The organism is Microbacterium sp. ARD31, from assembly GCF_031844425.1.
This window is the reverse complement of the sequence record NZ_JAUZVE010000008.1, coordinates 100,714-117,501: the sequence shown is the minus strand read 5'-3', so window position 1 is coordinate 117,501 and position 16,788 is coordinate 100,714. Positions and strand designations below refer to the sequence as shown.

General features: G+C 71.9%; 13 protein-coding genes. 7 read left to right on the top strand and 6 right to left on the bottom strand.

Annotated features, from left to right (window positions below; genetic code table 11):
• The first annotated feature begins 1 nt into the window (after window position 1).
• The 7 genes from Q9S36_RS20875 (at window position 2) to Q9S36_RS20845 (ending at window position 8,276) form a co-directional block, all read left to right on the top strand.
• Entirely contained in the window at window positions 2-841 is an 840-nt protein-coding gene (locus tag Q9S36_RS20875) for an FAD binding domain-containing protein (RefSeq protein ID WP_311286780.1), read from the top strand.
• Window positions 838-3,615 carry a molybdopterin cofactor-binding domain-containing protein gene (locus tag Q9S36_RS20870; RefSeq protein ID WP_311286779.1) on the top strand — a complete coding sequence of 926 codons (2,778 nt, stop codon included), beginning with the start codon at window positions 838-840 and terminating at the stop codon, window positions 3,613-3,615. Before Q9S36_RS20875 ends, Q9S36_RS20870 begins: the two co-directional genes overlap by 4 nt.
• A gap of 104 nt (window positions 3,616-3,719) precedes the next feature.
• Complete coding sequence (locus tag Q9S36_RS20865; RefSeq protein ID WP_311286778.1) at window positions 3,720-4,835, top strand: ABC transporter substrate-binding protein; 1,116 nt, start codon at window positions 3,720-3,722, stop codon at window positions 4,833-4,835.
• Window positions 4,836-4,841: 6 nt separating this feature from the next.
• A complete protein-coding gene (locus Q9S36_RS20860; RefSeq protein ID WP_311286777.1) occupies window positions 4,842-5,678 on the top strand; it encodes an ABC transporter ATP-binding protein in 837 nt (278 codons plus the stop codon).
• Entirely contained in the window at window positions 5,678-6,484 is an 807-nt protein-coding gene (locus Q9S36_RS20855) for an ABC transporter permease subunit (protein ID WP_311286776.1), read from the top strand. The genes Q9S36_RS20860 and Q9S36_RS20855 overlap by 1 nt, the downstream gene beginning before the upstream one ends.
• Window positions 6,481-7,284 (top strand): ABC transporter permease subunit, encoded by an 804-nt coding sequence (locus Q9S36_RS20850; RefSeq protein WP_311286775.1) that lies wholly within the window; start codon window positions 6,481-6,483, stop codon window positions 7,282-7,284. The genes Q9S36_RS20855 and Q9S36_RS20850 overlap by 4 nt, the downstream gene beginning before the upstream one ends.
• Before the next feature lie 95 nt (window positions 7,285-7,379).
• Window positions 7,380-8,276 carry a hypothetical protein gene (locus Q9S36_RS20845; protein WP_311286774.1) on the top strand — a complete coding sequence of 299 codons (897 nt, stop codon included), beginning with the start codon at window positions 7,380-7,382 and terminating at the stop codon, window positions 8,274-8,276.
• A 16-nt stretch (window positions 8,277-8,292) separates the two neighbouring features.
• Here the strand turns inward: Q9S36_RS20845 and Q9S36_RS20840 are convergent, their stop codons facing one another.
• The 6 genes from Q9S36_RS20840 to Q9S36_RS20815 form a co-directional block, all read right to left on the bottom strand.
• Window positions 8,293-9,588, bottom strand: a complete 1,296-nt coding sequence (locus Q9S36_RS20840) for an allantoate amidohydrolase (RefSeq protein WP_311286772.1) — start codon at window positions 9,586-9,588, stop codon at window positions 8,293-8,295.
• Between the two features lies 1 nt (window position 9,589).
• Window positions 9,590-10,771 carry an alanine--glyoxylate aminotransferase family protein gene (locus Q9S36_RS20835; protein ID WP_311286872.1) on the bottom strand — a complete coding sequence of 394 codons (1,182 nt, stop codon included), beginning with the start codon at window positions 10,769-10,771 and terminating at the stop codon, window positions 9,590-9,592.
• A gap of 103 nt (window positions 10,772-10,874) precedes the next feature.
• Window positions 10,875-12,527 (bottom strand): AtzH-like domain-containing protein, encoded by a 1,653-nt coding sequence (locus Q9S36_RS20830; protein WP_311286771.1) that lies wholly within the window; start codon window positions 12,525-12,527, stop codon window positions 10,875-10,877.
• A complete protein-coding gene (locus tag Q9S36_RS20825) occupies window positions 12,520-13,611 on the bottom strand; it encodes an acetamidase/formamidase family protein (RefSeq protein ID WP_311286770.1) in 1,092 nt (363 codons plus the stop codon). Before Q9S36_RS20825 ends, Q9S36_RS20830 begins: the two co-directional genes overlap by 8 nt.
• An 80-nt stretch (window positions 13,612-13,691) precedes the next feature.
• Complete coding sequence (gene allB, locus Q9S36_RS20820) at window positions 13,692-15,071, bottom strand: allantoinase AllB (RefSeq protein WP_311286769.1); 1,380 nt, start codon at window positions 15,069-15,071, stop codon at window positions 13,692-13,694.
• Window positions 15,071-16,597: an NCS1 family nucleobase:cation symporter-1 gene (locus Q9S36_RS20815; RefSeq protein ID WP_311286768.1), complete on the bottom strand. Its 1,527-nt coding sequence runs from the start codon at window positions 16,595-16,597 to the stop codon at window positions 15,071-15,073. The genes allB and Q9S36_RS20815 overlap by 1 nt, the downstream gene beginning before the upstream one ends.
• Between the last annotated feature and the right edge of the window lie 191 nt (window positions 16,598-16,788).

Genomic DNA, 16,788 nt, shown 5'->3' with positions numbered 1-16,788 from the left:
CATGGACATCACCGGCGTCACATCCTTCCGACGCGCCCGCTCGCGCGAGGATCTCACCCTCGCCCCCGGCGAGGTGGTGCTCGGCGGCGGCACGTGGCTGATGAGCGAGCCGCAGCCCGGCACGACCGGGTTCGTGGACCTCACCACGCTGGGCTGGCCCGACCTCGAGATCACCGAGGCGGGGCTGCGGATCGGAGCCACCTGCACGATCGCGACCCTGCGGGCGTGGGCCGAGGGCCGCGGCACGCAGCCCGTGCCGCCCTCGTGGCGCGCGATCCGCATGATCCCGGATGCCGCGGACGCACTGCTGGCCTCGTACAAGATCTGGCACACCGCCACCGTCGGCGGAAACCTGTGCCGCGCCTTCCCCGCCGGGTCGATGATCTCGTTCGCCGTGGCGCTCGACGCCGTCGCCGAGATCTGGACGCCGTACGGCGGAACCGTGAATATGCCGGTCTCGGAATTCGTGACGGGCAACGCCACGAACGCGCTCGCGTCCGGCGAGGTGCTGCGGGCGATCGTGATCCCCGCCGGCGCGCTGCGGGCGCGCGCCGCCCTCCGCAAGATCGCCCTCGCCGAGCTCGGCCGCTCGGGCGCCGTCGTCACCGGGCGCACCGCGGACGACGGCGAGACGGTGATCGCGATCACCGCTGCCGTGGAGCGGCCCGTGGTGCTGCGATTCGACCGGATGCCGGACGAGGCCACCCTGGCCGAGGCGGTGGGGGCGGCATCGGGCTGGTTCACCGACTCGCTCGGGGCCGCGGACTGGCGCCGCGGCGTGAGCATCGTGCTGGCCGAGCGCGTCCGCGCGGAGCTGGCTGCAGAAGGGTCGCGCCGATGAGGATCGAGGTCAATGGGACGCCGCTGGAGACCGAGCCGCGGCCGGGTCAGTGCCTGCGGACGCTCCTTCGCGAGCACGGCCACATCGAGGTCAAGAAGGGCTGCGACGCCGGGGATTGCGGCGCATGCGGCGTCATCCTCGACGGCGTCCCCGTGCACTCGTGCATCATCCCCGCCCAGCGGGCCGAGGGCGCGGTCATCACGACAGCCGCCGGCCTCGCCCCCGCTGACGCACTGCACCCGGTGCAGGAGGCGCTCGTCGAGCACTTCGGGTTCCAGTGCGGGTTCTGCACTCCGGGCATGAGCGTCACCGCGTCGACCTTCACCCCCGACGACCTCGACGACCTCGACCGACGCCTCAAGGGCAACCTGTGCCGCTGCACCGGGTACCGCCCCATACGCGAGGCGATCCGGGAGTCCGTGCTGGGCCCCGTGCGCGACACCGGCCCGGCACGCGACGGCGCGCCTGAAAGCAGCCGCGCACCCGGCTCCCTCGACGTCGGCGTCGGTCGCTCGGTGTCGCCCGAGCCGGCCCGACGAATCGTGCAGGGTCTCGAGCCGTTCACGTTCGACGGTCCCGAGGCGCCGGACGCCCTCGTGCTCCGCGTGCTCGGCTCGCCTCACGCCCACGCGCGCATCACGGCGATCGACGCTGCCGCCGCACGGGCGCTCCCCGGCGTCGTCGCCGTGCTGACCCACGTCGACGCGCCCGCCACGCGCTACTCGACCGGCCGTCACGAGCACCGCACCGACGACCCCGACGACACGCGCGTGCTCGACGACGTCGTCCGCTTCGTCGGCCAGCGGGTAGCGGCGGTGGTCGCCGAGACGGCCGAGATCGCCGACGCCGCGCTCGCGCTCATCGACGTCGTGTACGACGTGCTCCCCGCCGTGTTCGACCCCGAGGACGCCCGCCGACCGGGTTCTCCGCTGCTGCACCCCGACCGCACGCCGGCCGAGCGGGTCGCCGAAGCCCACCGGAACGTCGTGGCGACCCTGCACGCCGGGCGCGGCGGCGACCCCGAGACCGCCCTCGCGGCGAGCGCGGTCCGCGTGAGCGGCACGTGGCGCACCGGACGCGTGTCGCACGCGCAGCTCGAGACCCACGGGGCCATCGGGTGGCTCGACGACGGCGGCCGTCTCGTCATCCGCTCCAGCACCCAGGTGCCGTTCCTCGCGCGCGACGAGCTCGCCCACATCTTCGGCCTGCCTCCCGAGCGCGTGCGTGTCTTCGCGCCGCGGGTGGGCGGGGGCTTCGGCGGCAAGCAGGAGATCTTCGCCGAAGACATCGTCGCCCTCGCCGTGCTCGCCACAGGACGCCCTGTCGCGTACGAGCTCTCGCGCACCGACGAGTTCCGGCGCACGTCCGTGCGGCATCCGTTCCGGGTCTCGGTGTCGCTGGGCGCGGATGCCGACGGCACGCTGACCGCGATGGCCCTCGACGTCCTCAGCGACACCGGCGCCTACGGCAACCACGCCATCGGCGTGCTCTTCCACAGCGTGTCGGAGTCGCTCAACGTCTACCGCACGCCTGTCATGCGCATCGACGCCGAGGCCGTCTACACGAACACGGTCCCCTCGGGGGCGTTCCGCGGATACGGGCTCGGCCAGGTGATCCTCGCGGTCGAGTCGGCGATGGACATGCTCGCCGACGAGCTCGACATCGACCCGTTCGACCTGCGCCGCATCAACGCCGTCCGCGAGGGAGACCCGCTGCTGACGGTGCACGAGCACCCCGAGCCCGACCTGGTGTGGGGTTCGTACGGCCTCGACCAGTGCCTCGACCTCGCCGAGTCCGCCCTCCGCCGCGGCAACGGCGTTCAGGCCCCTGCCGGGTGGGCGGTCGGCGAGGGCATGGCGATCTCGCTCATCGCGGGCGCCGCACCCGGCGGCCACTTCTCCGACACGACCGCGACGCTGCGCTCCGACGGCACGTTCGTCCTGGCGGTCGGGACCGCCGAGTTCGGCAACGGCACCAGCACCGTGCACCGGCAGATCGCGGCGTCGGTGCTCGCGGCATCCGCGGATCGGCTCGTGCTGCGGGCCAGCGACACCGATCTCGTGCGCCACGACACAGGAGCCTTCGCCTCGGCGGGCACGGTCATCGCCGGCCAGGCGCTGGCCTCTGCCTGCACGGCGCTGCGCGAGCGGATGCTGGCGCTGGCGGTCGGCATCGCCGGTGACGGCGCGGCCGAGCTGACCGCGGACGGCGTACGCGTCGGCAGCCGCGTGGTGGGCTTCGCCGAGATCGTCGCCGCCGCGGATGCCGCGGAGCGCACCGACGAGGGACTGACCGCCCACGGATCCGAATCCGGGGCTCGGCGGAGCCTCGCGTTCAACGTGCACGCGGTGCGCGTTGCGGTCGAGCGCGAGACCGGTTCGGTGCGCGTGCTGCAGTCGGTGCAGTCCGCCGATGCCGGAGTCGCGCTCAACCCCGCCCAGCTGCGCGGGCAGATCGAGGGGGGCGCGGCGCAGGGACTCGGCAGCGCGCTCTACGAAGAGGTGCTCATCGACGAGACCGGCGCGGTGTCGAACCCCGTCTTCCGGCTGTACCGCGTGCCGCAGTCCGCCGACGTGCCCGACACCGAGGTGTACCTCGCCGACACCCACGACACCGTCGGCCCCTTCGGCGCGAAGTCGATGAGCGAGTCGCCGTACAACCCGGTGGCTCCCGCCGTCGGCAACGCCATCGCGCGCGCCCTCGGCGGCCGCCCGTTCGAGCTGCCGTTCACCCGCGAGCGCGTGTGGCGCGTCGCGCAGACCCCGGCATCCTGACCGGCTTCGCGTCACATCTCGGAAACACGGCGGGGCGGGCGCCGAAACGTGCCGGGACTAGCGTCATGCCGTTATCACCCACTTTTCAAGGGAGAGCCAGCCCGATGGCAGTTCACAGCAACCTGAAGCGGCGTGCCCGGCTGGGCACGGTCGCAGCGGCGATCGCCGCATCCGCACTGATCCTCGGCGGCTGCGCCGGCAGCGAGACGTCGACCGGCGGAGCCGAGGGCACCGATGAGGCCTCGTACGGCGAGATCAGCGTGCAGTACTCGTGGATCAAGAACGAGGAGTTCGCGGGCGAGTTCTACGCCTACGAGAACGGCTACTACGACGAGGCGGGCTTCGACGAGGTCATCGGCATCTCGGGTCCCGACACCGGCGTGGCCAAGCTGCTCTCGGGATCGGTCCAGGTCGCCCTGAGCGACGCCGCCTCGATCGGCGCCGCGATCGCCGAGCAGGAAGCCCCCCTGAAGATCATCGGCGCGACCTTCCAGAAGAACCCGTTCACGATCCTGTCGCTCGCCGACGGCGGCGACATCCAGAGCCCCGAGGACCTCATCGGCAAGACGATCGGCGTGCAGGACTCCAACGCCTCGGTCTTCGCCGCGCTCCTCAACGCCAACGGCATCGACGAGGGCGACGTCACGGTCGTGCCCGTGGACTTCGACCCGACCCCGCTGATGAACGGCGAGGTCGACGGCTTCATGGCCTACCTGACCAACGAGGCCCTGACCGTCGAGCTGGCCGGCTACGACATCACCAACCTGTCGTACGCCGACAACGGCGTGCCCTACGTCGCCGAGACCTTCAGCGTCACCGACCAGTACCTGGCCGAGAACCCCGAGCTTCTCAAGGCGTTCCTGATCGCCGAGATCAAGGGCTGGACGGACGTCTTCCAGGAGTCGACCGAGGACACCGTGTCGCTGGTCGAGGAGTACTACAACGCCGCGGCCGCCGAGTCCGAGGAGGGCCTCGAGGCCATCTTCGGGGCGCTCGACCCCGAGAAGACGGCGCTCGGCCTCGAGGCCGAGAAGCTCCTCATCTCCACCGAGGAGACCGAGGCGAACGGCCTGTTCACCATCTCCGACGAGCTCAAGCAGCAGACCGTCGACTCCCTCGCCGCCGCCGGCTGGGAGGTGTCGGTCGAGGACCTCTTCGACACGACCATCATCGACGAGATCTACACCGAGATGCCCGAGCTCAAGGACTACCTCCCCTAGGGACTCATGACCACGGACATCACATCGGATGCCGGTACCTCCAGCCCCTCGCGGGCCGGCGGTACCGGCATCCGGATCGACGGCCTCAGCAAGACCTTCCACACCGGGCGCGGGAAGACCGTCACCGCACTGCAGGACACCCACCTGCACACCGACAAGGGATCGTTCCTGGCGCTTCTCGGCCCCTCGGGCTGCGGCAAGTCGACGATCCTTCGCATCCTCGCCGACCTCGAGCACCCGACCACGGGTGAGGTGTTCGTGGACGGCAAGACCCCGGCGCAGCTGCGCCGCGACAGCGAGCTGGGGATCGCCTTCCAGGACCACGCGCTGCTGCCGTGGCGGAGCGTGCTGACCAACATCCGTCTGGTCTTCGAGATCGCCGGCCGCAGACCCGACAAGGCGTACATCGACGAGCTCATCCAGCTGGTCGGGCTCACCGGGTTCGAGAAGGCCAAGCCCGCCCAGCTGTCGGGCGGCATGCGCCAGCGCGTCTCGATCGCGCGCGCCCTGGCGCTGAAGCCCTCGGTGCTGCTGCTCGACGAGCCCTTCGGCGCGCTCGACGACATGACCCGGCAGAACCTCAACCTCGAGCTGCTGCGGATCTGGACCGAGAAGCCCGCCACGACGCTGCTGGTCACCCACGGCATCTCCGAGGCGATCTTCCTGTCGGACCGCGTCGCCGTCATGAGCCCGCGCCCCGGCCGCATCAAGAAGATCATCGAGGTCGACCTGCCCCGCCCCCGCACCCCCGACATGATGCGCACGCCCGAGTTCCACGCACTGGTGGACCGCGCGTCGGAGCTGCTCTTCGGCTCGGACGGCCGGGCCGCGGCGGAGGCCTGATGACCCGCCGTCGCATCCCGGGCTGGCTCGCGGGGGTCATCGGGGCCGTCGCCATCCTGCTGGGCTGGTGGGTCTTCTCGGCGACGATCTTCCAGCCCCCGCCGGGCACCACGTTCACTCCGGTGCCGTCGCCCTTCACGGTGTTCCGGACGATCTGGCAGGACGGTCTCGCGCCCTACTGGAGCGTCTTCCAAGTGACCATCACCGAAGCCCTCATCGGCTACGCGTGGGGCAACGCGATCGCGCTGCTGCTGGCGGCGACCGTGCTGCTGATCCCCCGCGTCGAGCCGATCGTCACCCAGATCGCCGTCGTCAGCTACTGCCTGCCGGTGGTCGCGGTCGGCGGCATCGCGATCGTCGTGCTCGGCGGCGCCAAGCGCCCGGGCGACCCCAGCTCGACGGCGATCTTCCTCGCCGCGCTGGCGGTCTTCTTCACCACCGTCGTCGGCGCCCTCCTCGGCTTCAAGGCCGCCGACAAGGCGAGCCTGGACGTCGTGCACGTGTACGGCGGGTCCCGCTTCACGGCGCTGCGCAAGGTTCGGCTCATCGCCGCCCTCCCGGCGATCCTCAACGCCCTGCAGATCGCGGTGCCGTCGGCGTTCCTCGGAGCCGTCCTCGGCGAGTACATGGGGGGAATCGACCGCGGCGTCGGCATCACCCTCATCAAGCTGCAGGGCGACCTGGACTCCGCGCGCGTGTGGGCGGTGTTCCTGCTCTCGGCCGTCGTCGCCCTCATCGGGTACGCCCTCGTCGGACTGCTCTCGCGCGCCGTGACCCCGTGGGTGTCGGGGAGGGCCGTCGCATGATGAACGCCATGGGCCGCGCCGTCGGGCGTTCGCTGCTCAACGCGCTGCTGACCCTCGTGATCATCGTCGCTCTGTGGTGGGCGGTGGTGAACCTCACCGGCATCTCTCCGTTCGTCGCCAAGGGTCCCGCGCAGGTGTGGGAGTTCCTCTTCATCGACCCGGATGCCGCGGCGCACCGCGCCGACCTGCTGCCGCTCCTGTGGCAGACACTCCAGGACGCCGCCCTGGGCTTCGCCGTCGGCATGGTCGTCGCGACCGCCCTGGCCGTCGTCTTCTCGCTCTCGCGCGCCGTCGAGGCCGGTGTCATGCCGCTCGCCCTGCTGCTGCGGTCGGTGCCGCTGGTCGCGATCGCACCGGTCATCATCCTCATCACCGGCCGCGGCACACCGGCCTCGGTCGCCGTCATCGGGTCGATCGTGGTTCTCTTCCCCGCGCTCGCCTCGATCATGTTCGGCCTCAGTCGCGCCTCCAAGGAGAGTCTCGACCTCGTCCACGTGTACGGCGGCGGACGCGCCACGCAGCTGCGCAAGGTGAGCGTCCCCGGCGCGCTGCCGTCGCTGTTCGCCGCGGCGCGCGTGTCGGTGCCCGGAGCGGTCACCGGCGCATTGCTGGCCGAGTGGCTCTCGACCGGGACGGGCATCGGCGGCATGATCGTCAAATTCACGGCATCCGCCCGGTTCGACGATCTGTGGGCATCGGTCGCCCTCATCACGATCGTGACGCTGCTGCTCTACAACATCGTGCAGGTCGTCGAGAACATCGTGCTCGCGCGCATGGGTATGACAGGCGCGCAGCGCTGACAGTGGCGCAGCCCCGCCCCGAGAGGCAGGGCATCGAGTACCGTCGATGGGGACGGCGCGTCGAGGACGGCGACGCCGGAACGGAAGGTGCACGGGTGCGACGCCAGACCCGGACGATGCCGCGCGCCGCAGGCGCGGCGCTCATCGGCGTGCTCGCGCTGACACCCGCGCTGGCGCTTGCGGGATGCGCGGGCGGCACGACGAGCACGCCGACCCCGTCGGGCACACCCGAGTCGCTCGCGCAGCTGTGCGACGACCCGCTCGTGGCCGACTGCGCAACGCAGGGTCGCGAGTCGGTCGCCGTGACGATCATCGGCTCGGCCACCGACGAGGAGACCCTCGCCCTGGCCGGCCGGGTGCGGGATGCCGCGGCGGCCGAGTCGCTGCCGGGTGAGGCGATCCTGCAGCGGGAACCCGTCGAGGTGCCGCAGCTGGACGCCGAGATCACCCCGCCTCCGGCGTGGACCCTGCAGGTCTACCCGGCGGACGCCGCCGAGATCGAGCAGACCCTGACCGACGTCCTCGAGGTGGCGGGCACTCCGGGGACGACCGGAATCAGCATCGTGGACGGCTGGCCGACGGTGACCATCATCGACATGGCCGAATTCGAGTGGACCTTCACGTCGATCAAGGACCTCGACCTGTTCGCCGACGGCGGCACGTACACCCTGCAGTCCGTCGATGAGCGCCTGCGCATCGTCCACGTGCCCGCCCGCACCGCCGACGCCGCCATCCACGAGGTGGTGCGCATCGCGCAGGAGTACCCTCACGCCGAAGTCGTGCTCGAGGCCGAGCCGCGCCCCGACGCCTCACCGACCCTCTACGTGTCGGGACTCGAGCCCGATGAGGTCGAGCAGATCTCCGACCGGCTCACCGACCCGGCTCTGGCCGACGTGGCCCCGGAGGGCGCGCTGTCGTTCGTGCTCGGCACCACGGGCGAAGATGGGGTCACCTACACCGGCGGGACGTTCGGCGGCGTTCCGATCGACTGACGCCCGGACTGAGGCGTCAGCCGCGTTCGGCGGCGAGCAGCAGCACGGCCTCGCTCAGGGCCTGGATGCCGCGCGCGACGTCGCCCCCCGCCACCGACTCGTCGGGGTGATGACTGATGCCGTCCGGGTTGCGGAGGAACAGCATCCCGACATCGGCCACCGCGCCGATCGCCATGCCGTCGTGACCGGCGCGGCTGAAGATGACCGCCGGATCCGCCGGACCGTTCGGGGTGGCAGCGCGGATGCCGGCCCGCATGACGTCCTGCAGCAGGGGTGCGCAGTACACCGCGGGGGCGTTGTGAATCTCCCGGGATTGCCAGCGCAGGCCGCGCCGGCCCATGATGTCGTCGAACTCGCGCTCGATCCGCCGCCACACCCGGTCCCGCTCGCCGTCGAACTCGCCGCGCAGGTCGAGAGAGAGGTGGGCCTCGCCGGGCACGATGTTCACCGCGCCGGGATAGGCCTCGAGCTGACCCACGGTGCCGACGATGTGATGCTCGGACCGGCATATCCGCTCGACGGCCAGCGCCGCCTCGGAGGCCCCGAGGAGCGCATCGCGGCGACGATCGTACGGGGTCCCGCCGGCGTGCCGCGCCTCTCCTTCGACGACGAGCTGGAACCGGCGCGCACTCGCGATCGACGACACGACGGCGAGCGACTCGCCCCGCTCGTCGAGCTCCGGCCCCTGCTCGATGTGGGCCTCGAGGTAGCCGACGAGTTCGTCCGGGTGTCTCGCGGCCTCGCGGATGCGGCCGGGATCGAGACCGAACTCCAGGAAGGCCTCGCGCAGGGTCGTTCCGTCGGCATCCGCGAGCGCCCACCAGGCGTCGTCCCAGGTTCCGGCGACCGCGGACGAACCGAGCAGCGCCTTCCCGAATCGCGTGCCCTCTTCGTCCGAGAACGCGATCACCTCGAGCGCGAACGGCAGCGGCGACCCGGCACCGTCCTCGTGGCCGCCGGACCCGCGCAGCAGGCGGACGACCTCGAGGGCCATGAGCACGCCGACGATCCCGTCGAACCGTCCCGCGTCGGGCACCGTGTCGAGGTGCGACCCGATCATGAGGGCGGGACGATCGGGGTCGCCGAGACGCCCGAGCTGGTTGCCTGCGGCATCCTGCCTCGTCGTCATGCCGATCTCCCGCATCCATTCGGCGGCCAGGCGGTTCACGCGGGCATGCTCGGGCGAGAGGTAGACCCGCTCGATGGCGCCGGCGGTCGCCGATACGCGCGCGAGCTCGTCGCAGCGGGCCATCACGCGCCGGGCGGCGGTGGCGATCCGGTCGCGGTCGACGTCGAGGAGGGATGCCGGCACGTCACGCGCTCCGGTATATGTCGCTGGCCGCATCCACTCCCCCGCCGGGAGCCACGTGTGCGCCGAACCGCCGCAGCACCGCCTCCAGGGCGACGAGCGTCGTGAACACGGCATCCTTGCGGGCGTTGTAGCCCATGGTGCCGATGCGCCACACCCGGCCGTGCAGCGGGCCGAAGGACGTGCCGATCTCGATGCCGAAGTCCTCGAGCATGGCCTGGCGCGCGACGTCGCCGGGAACCCCGTCGGGGATCTCGACCGCGACGACGTTCGACATCTTGTGCGCGACGTCGCCGAAGACGGTGAGCCCGAGACCCTCGACGCCGGCGAGCATCGCGGCCCCGGCGAGCCGGTGCCGCTCGATGACGGCGTCGCGTCCTTCGCCCAGCAGAACCCGGGCGCACTCGCGTGCGCCGTAGAGCATCGAGGTGGCTTCGGTGTGGTGGTTGAGGCGGCGAGGACCCCAGTAGTCGAGGATCATGCCGAGGTCGAAGTAGTTCGAGCGCACGAAGTCGTCCGCATCGGGGTCGTCGTCCTCGCGGATGCCCGCCTCGACCCTCGCCCGCGACCGGACGACCGCGACCGCACGGTCCGAGAGGGTCAGCGGGGCCGATCCGGACGGACCGCCCAGGCATTTCTGGAGGCCGGCGGTTGCGGCATCCAGACCCCAGGCGTCGGCCTCGAAGTCGTTGCCGCCGAGCGACGCGGTCGCGTCGGTGTAGAACAGCGCGCCGTGCGCGGCGCAGATGGCGCCGATCTCGTCGAGGGGCTGCAGCATCGTGGTCGAGGTGTCGCCCTGCACGACGGCGACGAGGTGCGGTCGCACGCGGGCGACGGCCTCTTCGATCGACGACACGGGGAAGACCTGCCCCCACGGCACCTCGATCGTGTGAACCTCGGCCAGCGCGCGCTCGGCGATCTCGGCGAGCAGGTGCCCGAACCGCCCGAACACGGGGACGAGCACGCGGTCTCCCGGGCGCACGAGCGAGATCATCGCGGCCTCGATCCCCGCCCGCGACGTGCCGTCGATGAGCACGGTCGCGTCGTTGGCGGTGCCCCACACCTCGCGGTAGAGCTGCTGCGTCTCGGTCATCGTGGCCGTCATGAAGGGGTCGTACTGGCCGACCAGCGGCGCCGACATCGCCTGCAGCACGCTCGGGTACGCCGAGATCGGCCCGGGCCCCATGAGCAGGCGCGCGGGCGGATCGATGGGGCCGGGGATGTGGCTCACGGGGTCTCCTGGAACAGGCGGCGGGGCATGGAGTGGGCGAACGCGCGGTGGGCGACGGTCACGAGGTGATCCCGGATGCCGGGACGGCCGCCGCGGCGAGCCGCCGGCCGAGGCGGACCAGCGCGATGTCGGTGCCGGCGCGCGCGATCGCGCACACCCCGACCGGGGCGGGACCGGTCTGCGCGGCGACGGTGAGCAACGGCATCGACAGGGCGGGAAGCCCGGCGACGGCCGCCGGGGTGGTGAGCCGGAGCGTGGCGGCGCGGACGGCATCCACCCGCTCCCCCGCGCTCGTGCGCATCGGCGCCGGGCCGGGAACCGTCGGCAGCAGCAGGACGGCGTCGTCGACGAGAGCGGCGAGACGCTCGGCCAGCGGTTCGAGTGCGCGGCGGGCGGCGGCTTCGTCTTCGGCGGTGATGGCGGCCGCGGCACGGAAGCGCTCGGCGACGGCGGGACCGACGGCGCCGGGGTGCTCGCGCAGCCAGTCGCCGTTGTTGCGCCAGGCCTCCGCGCCCTGCACGCTGCGGAACGGGGCGACGTACTCGTCGAGGTCGCCGATCGACACGGTGTCGACGGGCGGGGCGTCGGGACTCGCGGCGAGCGCCGTCAGGAAGGCCTCGAACGCCGCCCGGGTGGCCGGCTCGACCGTCTCGAGCATCTCGGTCGGCACCAGGAACCGCCACGGCAGGTCGGTCCCCGATTCGCCGTACACGCTCTCGGTGCTCTCGGATCCGCCGTAGCTCAGGCACCAGTCGGCGACACGCTGCAGCGTCTCGCCGTCGCGCGTGAGCCAGCCGACGGTGTCGAAGGACTGCGCGAGAGGCAGCAGCCCCTGCCGCGGCACGAGCCCGTGCGTCGTCCGCAGTCCCCACAGGCCCTGATACGAGGCCGGCACGCGGATGGATCCGGCGGTGTCGGTGGCGAGCCCGATCTCGGCCTGCCCGGTCGCGACGGCGGACGCCGGTCCGCTCGACGAGCCGCCCGGGAGTGCGCCCGGCAGGGCACCGTTGGGTGGCGTGCCGTAGTGGACGTTGTCGCCCGCGATGGAGTACGCGAACTCGTCGGTGCGCGCGATGCCCCGCAGCGACGCCCCGCCACGCAGCAGGTCGCTCACCGCCGCGGCGGTGGCGGTCTCGGGTGTGACGCTGTCGAGGAACGCGGGGTTGCCGGCGCCGATGCGGTAGCCCTTGATGGCGAAGAGGTCCTTCACCGCGACGGTGAGCCCGGCCAGCGGGCCCTCCCATGCGCCCTGGAACAGCGGGTCGCCGACCGTCCGCCAGATCGCGCGGTTCAGCGCCTGCGCGCGTGGCGTGACGTGCGCGGCGGTGATCCGCCACGCTCCGTCGGTCCGCTGCCACACCTGGGTCTGCAGTCCGGTCCCGCCCGACGCGTAACGCGACACCGAGACGACGAGTGCGGCATCCTCAGCCAGCTCGCGATGCTCGATCCGTTCGATGACCCGCGCCGGGACGCCGCCGCGGGTGCCGCGGAAGGCCGAGATCGCGTCGTGCCCCACGAGCAGCCCCGCCGCGTCGCCGCGCATCGTGCGCTCGCCGGGCGCGAAAGCCGCGTCGAGGCGTGCGAGATCGTCCGCGAGGATCGCCTCTTCGTAGCGCACGAAGGCTGCGAGCAGATCATCGGGCAGGGACTCCGCCCCCGGGATGCCGCGGCCCGGCGCCTCCGCCGAGACGGCGTCCGCACCCTCACTCATCGCCCACCTCCGCGAAGTCGGTCTCGCGGATGCGGGCGTGCACGCCGCACACGATGTCGACCACCTGGGAGATGTCGAAGTCGGTCGCCGCGCTGAGGTAGGCGTAGGCCAGATGCTCGTCTAGTCCCCAGCGCGCCCGGATGAGGGCGATCGCCGCGCGGACGCACGCGCGCATCGCCTCGTCGAGGTCGGGATGCATGCCGGTGGGGACAAGGTATCCGCCCGCGCGGACGAGCGGACCGAGAACCTCGCCGAACTCCGTCAGCGCCTCTTCACGCGGCACCACGTCGAAGCGCAGGGTCGCGCGCAGGGACGCCTCGAGCGCGGTGAGCGCGACCTCCCCGTCGCCCTGCGCGAAGTGGGGGTCGCCGACGTAGGCCAGCGCGCCCTCGACCTGCACCGGCAGGTAGAGGACGGCGCCCTCGGTCAGCAGGTTGATGTCGATGTTGCCGCCATGACGGCCGGGCGGGACGGAGTGCGGCCGCTCGCCGCCGGCGACGGCCACCCCCATCGTGCCGAGGAAGGGCGCCAGCGGGAACGCCACCACCCGCGGGCCGCCCTCGACGACCGGCAGCGTCCCGACCAGGCGACCGTCGCGATCTGCGACCGGGCAGAACACGCTCACGTTCCCCGCGCCGCGCGGCAGCTCGCCCGCGAGGGCACCCTTGCCGTGGCGGTTGGAGATGACGCCGTACGGCACACGCGGCTGCAGCCGGTCGACGGTGATCCGCAGCAGGTCGCCGGGCATCGCCCCCTCGACGCGGATCGGTCCGGTGATCACGTGAGGACCGTCCTGGTCCGGGTTGCGGGAGAGGGACGCGGCGATCTCGATCGCGTCGTCGAGGATCTGCTCGCGCGGCACGCCGTGGCCGGTGAAGTAGGCGACCGGGTCCTTGCCCTGGTCTTCGAGCACGCCCTCATGGCTGACGGTGTCGATGGTGACCGTGTCACCCGGGCCGATGGTGAGGGCCGCGGCATCCTGCGCGCAGGGAAGCCGTCCCCACATCACGGTGGCCGGCGTCGCCGGGAGATAGTGGTCGCCGGCGATCTCGCCGCGTCCGGGCTGGAGCACATCGGTGGGCATGGGCCCATCCAATCCCATCCCCGGGCTCGGCGCGTGAGCGGCGGTCGCGCGCGGCCGCGAGCCGGCGGTCCCGTGCGCGGTCATGCCGTGACCCCCGTGCGCGCCGACAGGAGCCGGCCGGCCGGAGCGGCGCGGAAGCGCGGCGAGTGCCCGGGCGCGCCCTCGGTCGCGTCGTAGATCGTCCTCCCGTGCAGCCAGGTGCGCCGCACCCGTCCGGTGAGGAGGCGATGGTCGTACGCGGTGATCGGGTTCTTGTGCAGGAGCTCGCGGGCTTCGATGGGGAACGCGTCATCGGTGCCGAAGACCGTCAGGTGCGCCGGGGCTCCGGGCTCGATCACGCCGAGTCCGTCGAGTCCGGCGACCCGCGCCGGGCCGGTCGTGTACAGCGGGAGCACGCGTTCGAGCGGGATGCCGCGTGCTCGCGCCTCGGTCCACACCGCCGACAAACCCACCTGGAGCCCGGCGATGCCACCCCACGCGAGACCGAAGTCGCCGCCGCCGGAACGCTTGAGGTCGACGGTCGACGGCGAGTGATCGCTGACGATCGCGTCGATCGTGCCGTCGAGCACGCCCCGCCACAGCAGGTCGCGATTGGCGGACTCGCGGATCGGCGGGCAGCACTTGAACTCCGCCGCGCCGTCGGGGATCTCCTCGGCGGCGATCGTCAGGTAGTGCGGGCACGTCTCGACGGTCAGCCGCACGCCGTCGGCCTTGGCCGCCCGGATGGCCGGCAGCGATCCCGCGTCGCTGAGATGCAGGATGTGGGCGCCGGCGCCGGTGCGCCGCGCCTCGGCGATGACGGACGCGATCGCCGACGCCTCGCTCGCCGGCGGCCGCGATGCCAGGAACGCGTCGTACCCCCGGCCGAGCGCGCCGTCACGGCCGAGCAGGTCGGGGTCTTCGGCGTGGACGATGAGGCGCGACCCGATCGCGGCGATCTCCTCCATCGCCGCGGCGAGCTGCGCCCGGTCGAGGTGGCCGAACTCCTCGACGCCCGACGGCGCCAGGAAGCACTTGAAGCCGAAGACGCCGGCGTCGTGCAGCGGAGCGAGCCGACCGAGGTTCTCGGGGACCGCGCCGCCCCAGAATCCGATGTCGATGAAGGCGGATGCCGCGGCGGCGGCCTTCTTCACGTCGAGAGCCTCGGGGCTGATGGTCGGCGGGATGGAGTTGAGCGGCATGTCGACGATCGTGGTGACGCCGCCCGCGGCCGCGGCGAGCGTAGCGGACCGGAACCCCTCCCACTCGGTGCGGCCCGGCTCGTTGACGTGCACGTGCGAGTCGACCAGACCGGGGAGGAGGACGGCGTCGTCGGGGACGACGACGGCCGTGGCTCCGGCGACGCGTGCCCCGACCCCGATCACGTCGACGATGACGCCGTCCTCGACCACGACCGCCGCGGGCTGGAACGCACCGTCGAGGAAGGTCCCGCTCGCCCGGATGACGCGGCGATCGCCCATCACGCTCCCGTCTCGACGGGAGATGCGGTCTCGACCGCCGGTGCGGTGCCGCCGGCCGCGGCGCGCAGGTTCCACATCGCGGCGAGGTACAGCAGGCCGCCGAGGACGGCGCCGATCACCCACGCGAAGCCGCTCAGCGCCTGCAGCGCCGGCATCCACACCGCGGCGATCGAGAACACCGCCGCGACGCCGACGACGACGATCGCCCGCAGGTTCCAGCCCTTCTGGTAGTGATAGCGGCCCGCCGGGTCCATCGAGTAGAGGTCGGCCACCTTGAGGCGCCGGCGCTGGATGATGTAGAAGTCGGCCACCAGCACACCGTAGAGCGGTGCGAGGATCGCGCCAAGGGTGTCGACGAAGGCGGGCAGCCCGATCCGACTGATCGTGGCGACCCACAGCGCGCCGACGATGAAGCCGAACGCGGCCGTGATGTACCCGCCCGCGCGGAAGCTGATGCGCTGCGGCGCGAGGTTCGACAGGTCGTAGGCCGGCGGGATGAAGTTCGCGACGAGGTTGATCCCGATCGTCGCGATCACAAAGGTCACGGCCGCGACGATCGTGAGGAACACGTTGCCGACGAGGCCGACGATCTCAGCGGGATTCGTGAGGGGCTCGCCCTCGCCGCCCTGGAGCACGATGTAGGCGCCGGCGGTGATGAACAGCGACAGGAACGTGAAGAAGGCCAGGCTCACCGGCAGCCCGAGGAAGTTGCCGCGGCGCATGGCACCCTCGCTGCGCGAGAAGCGCGCGAAGTCGCCGAAGTTGATCACGACCGCCGAGAAGTAGGCGATCATCGTGCCGATGACGCCGACGAAGGCGAGGACCGCGTCCCACCCGACCCGATCGTCGCCCGCGAAGAGCGAGCCGACGGCGGGCAGCAGGCGGTCGCCCGCCTGGATCCAGATCACCACGAGCAGGATGACCATGACCGCGTAGACGGCGGGTCCGGCGACGTTGAGAAACCTCTCGATCCACGCGATGCCGCCCACGAACAGCGCGACCTGGAGCATCGCGACGAAGACGTACGCGACCCAGTCGATCGCGTCCATCCCCAGGAACACGGGCAGCTCGGGGTTGCCGAGGACGGCGTTGAGCGCCATGGCCACCGCGGTCGAGGCGAAGTAGGTCTGCGCGCCGTACCAGAACATCGCGACGATGCCGCGGATGAGTGCGGGGAACTGCGCCCCCTGCACGCCCATGCTCGACCTCGCCATCACCGCGTACGGGATGCCGTACTTCACGCTCGGCTTGCCGGTGAGGTTCACGAGCCAGTTCACGAACAAGCCGGCGAGGATGATCGCCGCGAAGACCCACCACCCGTTGATCCCGGCGGTGACGAACAGGCCCGCGGCCAGGGTGTAGCCGGCCAGGCTCTGCACGTCGTTGGTCCACACGTTGAAGATCTCGAACGCTCCCCACCGGCGCTTCTCGGAGGGGAGCGGCGCGAGGTCGTCGTTGTGCAGAGAAGGATGCCGGTCGTCACCGATGGCGGTGTCGAACTCGGAGGTGGGGATGGTCGAGGTCATGGCTGCTCCCGTCACGGACGTGGGGGTGGTGCTCGGCGGGCGGAGATGCCCGCGGGACCGCCGGTCGTGCCGGCGGCACGCGAGCGGCGCCCGGTGGCACGAAGCTATGCCGCCCGGGGTTCGGCGCGGTTTCCCTCGCGTAACGCTCGCGTTAAGTCGGGGCTTAAGCCCCGGCATCCGCTCGGTGTCGC

Excerpts from the sequence above, each read along its gene's own strand:
- Q9S36_RS20875 (WP_311286780.1), top strand. The coding sequence starts at position 2 with ATGGACATCACCGGCGTCACATCCTTCCGACGCGCCCGCTCGCGCGAG.
- Q9S36_RS20870 (WP_311286779.1), top strand. The coding sequence starts at position 838 with ATGAGGATCGAGGTCAATGGGACGCCGCTGGAGACCGAGCCGCGGCCG.
- Q9S36_RS20865 (WP_311286778.1), top strand. The coding sequence starts at position 3,720 with ATGGCAGTTCACAGCAACCTGAAGCGGCGTGCCCGGCTGGGCACGGTC.
- Q9S36_RS20860 (WP_311286777.1), top strand. The coding sequence starts at position 4,842 with ATGACCACGGACATCACATCGGATGCCGGTACCTCCAGCCCCTCGCGG.
- Q9S36_RS20855 (WP_311286776.1), top strand. The coding sequence starts at position 5,678 with ATGACCCGCCGTCGCATCCCGGGCTGGCTCGCGGGGGTCATCGGGGCC.
- Q9S36_RS20850 (WP_311286775.1), top strand. The coding sequence starts at position 6,481 with ATGATGAACGCCATGGGCCGCGCCGTCGGGCGTTCGCTGCTCAACGCG.
- Q9S36_RS20835 (WP_311286872.1), bottom strand. The coding sequence starts at position 10,771 with ATGGGGCCCGGGCCGATCTCGGCGTACCCGAGCGTGCTGCAGGCGATG.
- Q9S36_RS20830 (WP_311286771.1), bottom strand. The coding sequence starts at position 12,527 with ATGAGTGAGGGTGCGGACGCCGTCTCGGCGGAGGCGCCGGGCCGCGGC.
- Q9S36_RS20825 (WP_311286770.1), bottom strand. The coding sequence starts at position 13,611 with ATGCCCACCGATGTGCTCCAGCCCGGACGCGGCGAGATCGCCGGCGAC.
- allB (WP_311286769.1), bottom strand. The coding sequence starts at position 15,071 with ATGGGCGATCGCCGCGTCATCCGGGCGAGCGGGACCTTCCTCGACGGT.
- Q9S36_RS20815 (WP_311286768.1), bottom strand. The coding sequence starts at position 16,597 with ATGACCTCGACCATCCCCACCTCCGAGTTCGACACCGCCATCGGTGAC.